This window comes from Halioxenophilus sp. WMMB6, assembly GCF_033283405.1.
GTDB lineage: Bacteria > Pseudomonadota > Gammaproteobacteria > Pseudomonadales > Cellvibrionaceae > Halioxenophilus.
Window position 1 is genome coordinate 627,059 of the sequence record NZ_JAWMQR010000001.1, and the last position, 11,834, is coordinate 638,892.

Consider the following 11,834-nt stretch of genomic DNA (forward strand, 5'->3'; position numbering starts at 1 on the left):
CTATGGACGCCAGTACCGCGCTCAGAACAAGGATAATTTTCGATTATGGAATAGAGCCCAGTGAATAAGCCAGTCGATGCCAAACCTGCCAGCAGCAGCAAATCATCCTCAAATCTGCCCAAGTCCGGCTCCGATGACCCACTCTATCTGCAGCTGGCCCGCACCCTTAAAAACGAGATAGTCAGCGGCAAATACCCTGTCGGGTCTTTGTTGCCCACTGAAGACAACCTGTGCGAGCGCTTTTCAGTAAGCCGCTACACGGTGCGCGAAGCATTAAGAATTTTACGGGATGACGGGCTGGTCTCTTCACGGCGGGGCGCGGGTACACTGGTGATCCCACCCAGTTCCAACGCCTCGGATATCCACCAGGTGATGTCGATTAATGACCTGGTGGCGTTTGCCTCTGACACCCACTTTGTTATCAACCCGATAACAATGATCAAAATCGACGACAAGCAGAGTGGCCGAACAGGCCTGCCGCTGAACAGTGAATGGCTGCAGGTGAGTGGTTATCGGCATGGGCGAGAGTCCTCTACGCCGGTTTGCTGGACCGAGTATTACATCAATCGCGATTTTGCCGCTGTTGGCCGGCTACTGCAGCGCCAGAGCGGCCCGATATTCCCACTAATTGAAGATATGTTCGGGTTGAAAATTGCTGAGGTTCAGCAACAGATTTCAGCGGCACTGATAACCGCCGAACTGGCAGAGGTACTGAAAGTTGAAGCCGGTTCGCCAGCGCTGATTGTACGGCGCACCTACAAAACCTCGGATGATAAAGTGGCCCAGGTAACTATTAACGTGCACCCGGCTTCGCGCTATCAGCACTCCATGACCATGCGGCGGGTAAAAGCCTAACAACCCGCCGCCAGGCTCATACGATTAAGCAAAAATCTCCGCTAGGAAATTCTCCATACTGATCAAGGCCCGCCGCTCGGCCACCGGGCAGTAGACAGTTCCGGCGGCATCGTCGTTGGCCTGTGGATTGGTAAAGGCATGCTTGGTGTTGCCATAGGCATGTATCTGCCAATCGGCACCGGCTGCAGTCAGCTCACTGGCCAGCGCATTCACCTGCTCTGGCGGCACCATGGGGTCATCGTAACCGTGCAGGCAGAGCACCTTGGCGGAAATCTTCGGTGAGGGAAGGTTATCGGCCGGCATAAAGAGGCCATGCAGGCTAACAACACCACTTACCTCCGCCCCCGTTCGGGCCAAGTCCAGAACGCACAAGCCGCCAAAACAGAACCCAATAGCCGCCACTTTGTCGGCATCCACTTCCGGTTGCTCACGTAAGATTTCAATGGCCAGGGCGATTCGCTGTTGTAGTGCTGCCCGGTTTTGCACCAACGGGGTCATTAGGGCGGCGTTTTCCTCAGCAGAAGAGCCGCGAACGCCCTTGCCATACATATCCAAGGCAAACCCCACATAGCCCAATTGCGCCAGATACTCCGCCTTGTTGTCTTCAAATTCGGTGCGCCCGGCCCAGGCGTGCGACACAGCGACCGCGGGCATGGGCTGTGCGATGCTGTCATCCCAGGCCATATAGGCTTCAAGCAACACACCGCCATCGTTGTACTCTACCGTTCTAGTCTGGATAGCCATCGCCTTTCCTTATTGCTGAATATGAATGGATTGGCTCAGCGAACCCCAGCGAAGGGCGCTAAACCAGAAGTCAGAGAGAAAATACGGGAGATGGGGAGAAGACGCAACGGGAGCCTAAGCTCCCGCTGGGCTAGAGACTAGCAAATGTAACGGCCACCGTTGACATTGATCGTCTGGCCGGTGACATAGGCCGCAGCATCTGAAACCAGATAAGAACAGGCGGCGGCGATATCTTCAGGCTGGCCCGCCCGTTTCATTGGTGATGCAGCAATAACCTGATCCAGCGCAGCGCCAATCGGCGATGCCCGCATCATCGGGGTATCGATGAAGCCCGGTGGAATGTTGTTCACAGTAATGCCTTTATCGGCATACTCCATGGCCAAGGATTTGGTCATCGACATCACACCCCCTTTGGAGGTGGCGTAGTGAACCATACGGGCCGCACCAGTTTGTGCGGAAGAGGAGGTAACGTTAACGATACGCCCCCAACCCGCCTCCAGCATATCGGGAATCATCTCCTGGCAGCAGAGGAGGGGGCCCTTGACGTTGATTCGCAAAATGCGATCAACGGTCTCCTCGTCGATCTCCAGGAAGGGGATAAACCCGGTGATGCCGGCGTTGTTAACCAAGATGGTAATCGCACCAAAGGCTTCACGGGTTTTCTGCGCATTATCAGCGATGGCGGCTTTGTCGGCGGCATCGCCTACACAACCGATCGCCTGGCCGCCAGCGGCGACAATCTCATCGACTGTCGCCTGGGTGGCATCGGCATTGAGATCCCACACAGAGACCGCAACACCTTCCTGAGCCAACTGCTGGCTGATCGCTTTGCCAATACCACTGGCACCACCGGTAACGACGGCAACTTTGTTAACGGACATTATCCTAGTCTCCGCAATCAGCTGGCGGCAGCGACGATAGGCTCTTCGCCTTCCAACTTGGTGCGGTGCATCATGCGGCCACAGGCTGGATCGTAGGGGCGAGCGCGGTGCATGGTGCCGGTGTTATCCCACATTACGGTATCGCCCACGGTCCATTCGTGGCTGTAAGTGAATTGTTCTTGAGTCGCCCAATCACGCAGTTTATTGAGGATAAGCGCACTCTCTTTGGCTGGCTTATCAACCACCTGGTAGGCGGTACAACCAAGCACCAGAGATTTACGACCTGATTGGTGTGCCCAAACCAATGGCAGCTCGGCATCACCAATAGCCATCATTGCCTGCAGCTTTTGAACACTGGGCTCGGGCTCGTAGAAGAAGAGGGAGTTCCAGGCCGAGTGCATAACGGTAAGGCCATCGTATTCGGCTTTTTCTTTGTCAGACAACTGCTCGTAAGCGGCGTAGGTATTACAGAACTCAGTTTGGCCGCCTTCGGGGGAAAGTACCTTACCAGAGAGGATAGAAGCCAAAATAGGTACCTTATTCATGGTACCGTCGATATGCCAATACATAGAGCCTTTGAGGTATTCGGCGCTGGCGCTGTGCTTGGTATCAAGAGTGATCTTGTGAACCTCTTCGCCAGCATTGAGCAACTCAGGAGCAAATTTGCCAAGGGTTTTGGTAAAGGCTACCTGTTCTTCATCAGTAAAATTAATTTCAGGAAATACGAGAACACCACGCTGCTCCAATAGCTCACGAATTTCTGTTGCATATTTACCGCTTAACAACTCTTCTTTGGAGTTTAAAACCTGTGAACCAATAAAAGGCTTAATCTCTTTGGATTGCAGTGTCATTTTACTTTCTCTCCTAATAACTATCCGAAAACATCTTTCAATAACGGATCGGGGCAATATCGAAAACTGGAATTCATAGCCGTATGGAATCGGTCTGATACCAATAAGCGTAGCAGTGAAGCCTATTCGTCGGCGCCACAAGGCCAAAAGTATGGACAAAAACTAGCACCCATACCTTAGCGGGGCAATTCCCCGGGCCGGAATTGACCAGATTGCTACATACTAGTCCGGGACGGCAAATATAATTGATCTATACGGCTAATAATAGCTGTGCCACCCATATTTATACACCGTTAGTTGCCAATCGCTATGTTTAAGTTTGTCCAGACCAAAATATTAAACAGAGCTATTACATTTGTTGAATGTGCAGGCGCAGCAAAGCGGTTTCGATACTGTAATTCCAGGTGTTTTTATAATTAGGCCCCTTTTGAATAAAAGCATTTGCGAGCCATATTACCCCCCGAACCAGCTCAACTATTCAACAGATATTAATTATCTGTTGGAATTATTTTATGGAAAATTTGTTGAAAAACATCTCCATTCCGAGGGGAAAAAAGCAGATAACGTACCAATGGCTAACCAACGGTTTGGGGTAGCATGTAGACAAAAAGTTTAGGTCTATAGTCCATACATTTATTCGTTTTACAAAAGATAATGTACCAACACGACTAACAACCTTAGACGTTTAGACCAGATGCATCGGTTCGCATACACAGACAGCCAATCAGTAATCAGGTGAACCTATAGCCACTTTCCGCCGTGCAAACGCCGCTGCTCTGTGCGCAACTTACTTTTGCGCAGGGGTAGATGGAAACCAATTAAGCGAAAAACGAATCATGGCATGGTAGTTTCATAGGCCAAACCGAATAATGGCCGGAGGACGAACCGCTATCCAAGCCCGCCTGGGAAACACAATGAGCAGGGCTAAAACAATAGCTTTATGCAATTTAATGGCTCTTTTTGCCGTTACTCTGAACAGCAGCGGTGTGCAACATAGACACTGGCATGCCATAAACCATTCAGGTGGTTCTGTATACATGAAAAGGGAGCATGGTTTAACACCCAATAATACAGCCAGTGAAATAACATATGGATATACGTATATCCTTATGTTAGATTTCGCCAACTTAACAGAGCCATTTAGGTACAAACCGTGGATGCAGTGCAACTATTCAAATGTTTGTCGGATACCACCCGGTTAAAAGCGACATTGCTCGTGTATCAAGAGGGTGAGCTCTGTGTTTGCGAATTGATGACTGCATTAGCTGAGAGCCAGCCAAAAATATCACGTCACCTGGCACCGCTAAGAGCGGCAGGGATATTAACTGACTGCCGAAAGGGGCAATGGGTCTACTACAGTATTAACCCAAACCTACCGCACTGGGCGATAAAGATACTGGACCAAGCATTGAAAAGTGAGAAGGTACCATTGTTGTCCTGTTCCCAAAATTTAAAAGTGATGAACAATCGTCCCTCCTGCAATTAATAGGCTGCCAATGAAAATTTTGTTCGTCTGCACGCACAACCGCTGTCGTAGTATTCTTTGCGAAGCTATTACCAATCAGCTTGCCAAGGATCAGATCACCGCCTTTAGTGCTGGTAGTGAACCCAGTGGGGAAGTGCATCCACTTACTATCAGAACGCTTTCTGAAAGGGGCTATAGCACCGACGCTCTACGCAGCCAATCCTGGAATGAATTCACAACCCTAGTACCCGATGTGGTAATTACCGTCTGTGACAGCGCCGCCAATGAACCCTGCCCAATATGGTTAGGCACAGCCATAAAATTGCATTGGGGGCTGCCCGACCCCTCCAGATTAGAAGGTGACGAACATGCTGTTAAACACGCGTTTAATCAGGTGATCGATACCATTGAGAAGCGCACCCAAAAACTCATGGGCATAGTCGGGCAGGGCTTATCAAACAGTGCCTTAGCCAGGGCGTTGTCTGAAGAAATCAAAGCAGGGTAACCATGGGAATATTTGAGCGGTACCTCTCCCTTTGGGTGGGGCTTTGCATACTCACGGGGGTTCTATTAGGTAGCTTGATTCCTGGGCTTTTCCACTGGTTCGCCACAGTGGAATATGCCCACGTTAACTTTCCGGTCGCGATATTTATTTGGATTATGATCTATCCGATGATGGTCCAGGTAGACTTTACCGCAGTCAGAGATGTTGGCAAGAAACCAAAAGGGCTGGCATTAACCCTGATTATCAATTGGTTAGTAAAACCATTTACTATGGCGGCACTGGGTTGGCTGTTTTTCAAACTACTATTTGCGCCCTTAGTGGATCCTGATTCGGCATCGCAATACATCGCCGGTATGATTTTATTAGGTGTGGCACCTTGTACGGCGATGGTGTTTGTATGGAGCCAGCTCACCAAGGGCGACCCCAATTACACTTTGGTTCAGGTTTCGGTGAATGATCTGATCATGGTATTTGCATTCGCGCCTTTGGCGGCACTGCTGTTGGGAATCAGCAACGTCACCGTACCTTGGGCTACGCTTGTGTTATCGGTTGTGCTTTACGTGGTGATACCGCTCGCGGCTGGAGCGTTAACGCGCAAGCTGATGGCACAGGGTAAGCTCGATAGTTTTGTCCACCACTTAAAGCCTTTCTCCATTATCGGCCTGCTGGCGACTGTGGTTCTGCTATTTGGCTTCCAGGCGAACACAATAATCACCAAGCCATTGGTAATTCTACTAATCGCAATTCCGTTATTGATTCAAACCTATGGTATCTTTGCTATCGCTTACACGCTGGCGAAATTGATCCGATTGCCACACTCAATAGCCGCACCGGCCTGTATGATCGGCACCTCTAATTTTTTCGAACTGGCTGTGGCAGTGGCCATCTCGCTATTTGGTTTAAATTCGGGCGCCGCATTGGCAACGGTTGTGGGTGTATTGGTTGAGGTGCCGGTGATGATCTCTCTGGTACTGTTTGCGAATAGAACCCGTCACTGGTTTCAGTAGCTACAGATTCACGTGTTAAAGCTGGGTAGGACGTGGCTAGCAAAAACCTCGGCGTACTCCTGAAATTTTTCAACAGGCAAACCCGGTGGACGCATCATCATAAAGTGCTCAAAGGGCATTGATTGCCGCATACATTCAAACTTTTCGATTGCTTTTGCGGGAGTGTCTATCTGAAGGATGCCGCTCTTTTTAAAATCTTCCAAACTCATCTGCTGCAAAATACCATCGGCACCAGACGCTTTATCCTCATTGAGCCAGATGCTATAAGCATTATTTACATAGTGGTAATAGGGGGCCAATTCGTGCATTGCTTTTTCTGGATCGTGAGCGACCAAATAGAAGAGCCCCTGGATTCTAACACCCATTTTCTGTGGATTTTTACCTAGATTTTTTACCTTGTTCAGGTAGGCCGCACAGACCTCTTCATTGCCAAAATAGCCATCGGCATATTTCGCCACACGCTCCAGTGCTTTATCAGCAAAACCACCTATATAGAGAGGAATTTTACCTCGTGGCGGTAATGGATTAATGGCGGCCTCGGTAACATTGAAATGTTTGCCGGCATAAGTGACGGTATCGCCGGCCCAGAGAGCTTGGATAATCTCCAGAAACTCGTCAAAACGCTGGCCGCGTTTGGTGAAATCGACACCAAATGCAGCCGTTTCCCGTCGTCGGTAGCCAATCGCCAGGGCGATTTCCAATCGACCATCGGCGATGATATCAAGTACAGCACAATCTTCTGCAAATTTAACGGGATGATAGAGCGGCGCCAGCGCTATGGCGGTTCCGATTTTTATGCGGCTGGTCTTCGCTGCAATTGCACTCAGAGCCACTAATGGTGATGGCATATAGCCGTCGTCGGCACAATGGTGCTCTGGCAGCCAGGCGCCTTGAAAACCAAGAGACTCAGTCCAGGTAATTAACTCCAGGGTTTCAGCATAGAGCGAGGCATTGGGGCTATGCCAAGGTTGCGGATTACGAAAGTCGTAGAGATAACCAAAGCTTAAAGGCTTGTTCATAGTCGATCAGCATCTATATAGGCGTATTGTTGGTTTTATAGGCCATTGACCAAGAAGGCGTTAAATTTACCGGCATTTTGACGATGAACCACAGCTTCCTGGTATTCTGGGCTGAAGTACCAATCTCTTGCCACATCCATTGATTCAAACTTGAGCATGATTACGGCTTCAGGAACAGTGCCTTCGAGGCCTTCAATTTGGCCGTAGATAACAATGGGTTCCACCGGCACATTGGGTCTTTTGGAACGTGTCAATGTTTGGTAGGTGTCCATTTCCTGCTGATCGATGATTGGACCTTCGCGAGTCACAACGATGTAGGCTGGCATAGGATAGTCTCTTTTTTATTGTGTTCTTAATTTTAGAGGTGAGAAAATTGTCCATATTAGCGCGTTTAAAGCCGATTGAGCCCAGGTAATATGAGGGATTTCGACACAAAGTCTGGTTCAAGATGCAAGATATTCCACCCAATCAAACCTGCAGAACATTTCCGATACTTACCAGTATAAGACATAGTGATTTAATAGACGTTGGCTAAAACATTCCCGCTCCAGTTAATACTGCCCCAACTCAGCAAATACCACCACGACAATGTCCAACACTCTTATACCCATTTCTCTTTCTAGGAATCGATAACCGAAGCTGATTCCTATCCCGCCAAATACTTTCTAACCCGTGATGTACACTAGAAAAAACCAAGTTATTGAGTGTGGACCGATAGCTATCAATCGCAGAACGAAACACCGGATAAATTTACAACGGTTTTACGATAACAAATTTGTTGTTGACGGATGACCATCAACTACCCAACGAAGTTATAAGATAACTCATTTTTTCAATCTAATTAGCCTCACCTTCAACGATGGTTGAAATCTGCAATGCTACCGCCTAGGAAATGAGATTTTTCAGCCCCATTGCTACATGTACGTGCTTTTGAATGTCTATTGCCAACGGGCTTTTAACTGTTTCCGTTTTTAATCTGTTCTTGGTTGGGTAGCCACAGGTAACGCTTTGACCCAGAACTCAGGAAGTTACCGCTTTTTACGCGTCGTCACATCGGGCATATCAAGAGCGACACTAACAGTTTATGGCGATGCGTTTAGTTCATGAGCGCCTTAGCCGGGTCTTGATTGCGAAACAGTCGCCTTTTTCGTGCGTGAGATTTCACAACAGCAGATTCATTGATTAGACTCAGCTAAATAATGCTGCTTCAGAACCTCAAATGCCAATTTCTTCTCCCCCGTTTCGGATACCAACCCTTTACGATTATACGTATCCTGAATGCCATTCAACTCGCGCAGGTGTGAGCGAAAATCTTTCAATACCCACGGCGAATAGCCTTGTACAAATTCACTCTTAGCAAGCATATCCAATTGTGCTCGATAAACTTTAGCTTGATATTCCTCAGACCAGAGTAAAGCATTTTCGGAGTGCAAACCGTATTTAGCACCGGCGCCAAATTCCGAGATAATCATGGGTTTGCCATAAGGGTTACTGATGCGCACTTTTGGCATCACCTTGAACATGGCATCACGCACCAGCATCTCATCCAAGCCTAGAAGCTGGGCCATGTACTTGGAGTAGTACCAGCCGAAATATTCATTATAACCAGCAATATCCACTACCCCTCCCAACGGGTCCCCGACCACAATAGTTAACAGCTCCTCGCTTTGCGACACGGCCGCCTGTGAAGATTCGCCACCACCCATCTTGGTTGCCATGGCCATTAGCCGTTGGCGATCTGCTGCTGCCAAATTGGGGGAGTGTAGAACTTCGGAAAAGAGCTGTTTAGCGAGACCCTTAAACTCCTCGCCCTGGCCACCAACCAATGCCGACGCAATCGGGCGTCGGCTTACATCCAGTGAGCGAGCCAAATTTGCTAACTGTGTGAGGAAATTGAGCCTAGCTTCACTTTGCGGGAAGCTTTCGTTGGCTATAGACCACATGATAATCGACGCTCGATTCATATCCCGAGTGACATTCTCTGTCAACTGAGCTTTTGCTTGGGCTAATGTTTTTGGGTTCTCCCAATCGATCAATGAAACAATAGGCACCTCACTCCAGACCAGCAAACCCAACTCATCGGCAAGCTTTAAGGTATGTTCATTGTGTGGATAGTGCGCCAGCCGAACATAATTGGCCCCCAACTCCTGCACCAATTTAAAGTTAGCCAATACATCTTCGCGCGTAGTGGCTATACCCGCGTGCAGTGTCGTCTCCTCATGTAGACTTATGCCACGTAGGCGTAACGGCTTCCCATTTAGAAGAATCTTTAAGCCATCGGTGGCTATCGTGCGAAAGCCGATTTTATCGGCCACCTGTTCACCAGATTGGGCCAGCGTGACATCGTAGAGCGTTGGTGTTTCAGGTGACCACAGCTTTAAGTTTTTTGCCATTAACGAAAACTTAGCCCGGCCACTGGTATCGGTGGTGGCACTAACCTTAATACCTGCCTCGCCAATTTTCAGGGTAACCTTGCGTTGCGCAGCAGCACTGCCGGCCAGTTGCACCCAACCCTCAATGGCACCGCTCTCTTTATTGGCCAGAAAAATATGGTACTGAGAGATATAGGTCTCCGGCAGAGTGATTAAGCCAACATCGCCAATCAGCCCACCGTATTTCCAAAAGTCAGAGGTGCGCATGGTGGGTATCGTGGTTTCGTCGAGAGCAGCATCGACTCGTACGATTATGCTATTAGGCCCGGAGACCAAAAAATCGGTAACATCAAAATTGAAAGAGGTATAGCCACCGTGATGCCGCCCTACCAGCCTGTCGTTTACAAATAGGTCGGTGGTGTAATTGGCACCGCCAAAGTGGAGAAAATAGCGCTGCCCGACCTTGGGCTCCAGTTCGACACTTTTGTGGTACAGAATACGGCTGCGATAACGGTCGAGCTCCGGTCGCTGACTATTCCAATCACCCGGCACACGCAGTTGATTGCTAGCGTCAAAGCTATGCTCCAGTAGCCGATGTTCAAAATCCTCCACGCCGGTGGCACCCGAGAAATAGTCGTGTTTGGTAATTACCCGCCATGCCATGCCGGCTTCGTCGATGATAATGTCCCACAGACCGTTCAGGGATTGGTAGTCGCGACCAAAGGCATTTACCAATAGAGGAGTGGTGTCTGGGTAGGGAGTATCCGGTTCACCCTTAAAAAAGTCGGTCGGTGCGGGCTCTTGTTTACCCCTCTTCTCCTCGGCGTGAGCCACAGTGATGGTCACCAGTGTCAGCAGAAATGCGATTAGGTAGAGCCCTAAAGTTTGAAGTAAACGGGCTTCTTGTTTAAATGATTGGGTTATCATCGTGACTCTCCGCAGTAATATTTTTATTTTTGTTTATACCCACACTGCCTGGCGGCTGCAGCGTATCGTTTAAAGTGGTTCACTACTGCAAGCCTACTACAGCAGCGAAGCACCGAAAGCCTGCAATATTCACCCCGGCCTTGTTTAATATTAATTTAATATGGGCGGCCCATTATGGGCAGGAACGCGTGGGTATTGCCGTGTAGGATGGGTCCTGCTGATCACGCGTGCCACCAAAGTGCTGACTCATCGGTGTAACCGGACGAATCTCATCAAAATCGCGAATGGCGATACGTTTATCGAGGCCCCAACGCCCTTCTCTTTTAGACCAGGTATCTATATAACGACTCCACACCATCATCTGCATCGGTTGATTATCTTTTTCCAAGCGCAAAGTCGCCGTCACATAAGATTCACTAGTGCCAGAATCACCGCTAAGCTCAAGCAGAATATTGGTGACCTGGTGGCTGTGCATTTGCAGGTGTTGATGCTGCTTGCAAATTAAATCGATCACACCAGGCCCATCGCCTTGATAGAATTCACCATAATCTGCGAAAGCGCCTGAGTTCCAAATTGAGCGGCCTAATGCTATATCCAATCGATCAACAGAACGGCAGTACTGATAAATAAGGTCTGTAATTGCACTTCTGTCGATCAGGTATTGCGTATTTTTTTGCGCAGTCATATTCATTAATCTCAGTTCTGAATTACAGGGCTAGCCGACGCAGGCCAAGACTATTTTATTGGAACCGCCCGGCGTCGAGTTCTTTAATTTTGGTTATCATGGTGTCTGATAGCGCTGTATAAACCTGAGCTCGCCCTTGTAGTGCGACTATCGCCTCCTCATCGGTAGCGACGTTAAGCGCACAATTTTGTAGCAGTTGGCCGACAGCACCAATCAACGCTGCTTGCTGGGCCAACACACCCGAAAAATCATTGGAGGGTGAATAGAGTATTTTCTTACTTCCATTTACCGTAGAGCGGCGAATATGGCCAAACACTTCCAACCCTTTGGCTGAGTTCCATGCCCCTACCCGGCTCATTTGTAAGGCTCCAGCAATGTCATCCACAGAGACTGGTTGTTGCTTCAGGAACAGAAAGCCGAGAACTTTGCCCGCGGCAGGTGCCAGTCCCCATGGGGAGAGCAATGAACTGAATTCGTTCACGAACTGAAGCTCCGCCTCATTTAATTGGTCAGTAGACATCCA

At 49.0% G+C, this 11,834-nt stretch carries 12 protein-coding genes; 4 read left to right on the plus strand and 8 right to left on the minus strand.

What is annotated here, in order from left to right; translation table 11 throughout:
• The first annotated feature begins 60 nt into the window (after nt 1-60).
• Entirely contained in the window at nt 61-855 is a 795-nt protein-coding gene (locus tag SBL51_RS02680; protein WP_317928970.1) for a GntR family transcriptional regulator, read from the plus strand.
• A 24-nt stretch (nt 856-879) separates the two neighbouring features.
• Here SBL51_RS02680 and SBL51_RS02685 read toward each other — a convergent pair whose 3' ends face one another.
• The 3 genes from SBL51_RS02685 to SBL51_RS02695 all read right to left on the minus strand — a co-directional run bounded on the left by SBL51_RS02685 (nt 880) and on the right by SBL51_RS02695 (nt 3,331).
• On the minus strand, nt 880-1,599 hold the full coding sequence (locus tag SBL51_RS02685) for a dienelactone hydrolase family protein (RefSeq protein ID WP_317928972.1): 720 nt from the start codon (nt 1,597-1,599) through the stop codon (nt 880-882).
• 137 nt (nt 1,600-1,736) lie between these two features.
• Nucleotides 1,737-2,480 (minus strand): SDR family NAD(P)-dependent oxidoreductase, encoded by a 744-nt coding sequence (locus SBL51_RS02690; RefSeq protein ID WP_317928973.1) that lies wholly within the window; start codon nt 2,478-2,480, stop codon nt 1,737-1,739.
• 17 nt (nt 2,481-2,497) lie between these two features.
• Nucleotides 2,498-3,331: a TauD/TfdA family dioxygenase gene (locus tag SBL51_RS02695; protein WP_317928974.1), complete on the minus strand. Its 834-nt coding sequence runs from the start codon at nt 3,329-3,331 to the stop codon at nt 2,498-2,500.
• A gap of 1,153 nt (nt 3,332-4,484) precedes the next feature.
• On the opposite strand from SBL51_RS02695, the gene SBL51_RS02700 reads away from it, so the two are divergent.
• Genes SBL51_RS02700 through arsB form a run of 3 tightly spaced genes read left to right on the plus strand, consistent with a single transcriptional unit; the run spans nt 4,485 to nt 6,308 of the window.
• Complete coding sequence (locus SBL51_RS02700) at nt 4,485-4,817, plus strand: metalloregulator ArsR/SmtB family transcription factor (protein ID WP_317928976.1); 333 nt, start codon at nt 4,485-4,487, stop codon at nt 4,815-4,817.
• A 10-nt stretch (nt 4,818-4,827) separates the two neighbouring features.
• The gene (locus SBL51_RS02705; RefSeq protein ID WP_317928978.1) at nt 4,828-5,301 is read left to right on the plus strand and encodes an arsenate reductase ArsC; all 474 of its coding nucleotides are present in this window, start codon (nt 4,828-4,830) and stop codon (nt 5,299-5,301) included.
• Between the two features lie 2 nt (nt 5,302-5,303).
• A complete protein-coding gene (gene arsB / locus SBL51_RS02710; protein WP_317928980.1) occupies nt 5,304-6,308 on the plus strand; it encodes an ACR3 family arsenite efflux transporter in 1,005 nt (334 codons plus the stop codon).
• An 8-nt stretch (nt 6,309-6,316) separates the two neighbouring features.
• Here the strand turns inward: arsB and SBL51_RS02715 are convergent, their stop codons facing one another.
• The 5 genes from SBL51_RS02715 to SBL51_RS02735 all read right to left on the minus strand — a co-directional run bounded on the left by SBL51_RS02715 (nt 6,317) and on the right by SBL51_RS02735 (nt 11,831).
• Complete coding sequence (locus tag SBL51_RS02715; RefSeq protein WP_317928982.1) at nt 6,317-7,327, minus strand: LLM class flavin-dependent oxidoreductase; 1,011 nt, start codon at nt 7,325-7,327, stop codon at nt 6,317-6,319.
• A 35-nt stretch (nt 7,328-7,362) separates the two neighbouring features.
• A complete protein-coding gene (locus SBL51_RS02720; protein ID WP_317928984.1) occupies nt 7,363-7,653 on the minus strand; it encodes a DUF1330 domain-containing protein in 291 nt (96 codons plus the stop codon).
• A gap of 849 nt (nt 7,654-8,502) precedes the next feature.
• Nucleotides 8,503-10,626: a glycoside hydrolase family 2 protein gene (locus SBL51_RS02725; protein ID WP_317928986.1), complete on the minus strand. Its 2,124-nt coding sequence runs from the start codon at nt 10,624-10,626 to the stop codon at nt 8,503-8,505.
• A gap of 172 nt (nt 10,627-10,798) precedes the next feature.
• Nucleotides 10,799-11,311, minus strand: a complete 513-nt coding sequence (locus SBL51_RS02730; protein WP_317928988.1) for a nuclear transport factor 2 family protein — start codon at nt 11,309-11,311, stop codon at nt 10,799-10,801.
• 55 nt (nt 11,312-11,366) lie between these two features.
• Nucleotides 11,367-11,831, minus strand: a complete 465-nt coding sequence (locus SBL51_RS02735; RefSeq protein ID WP_317928989.1) for a hypothetical protein — start codon at nt 11,829-11,831, stop codon at nt 11,367-11,369.
• Between the last annotated feature and the right edge of the window lie 3 nt (nt 11,832-11,834).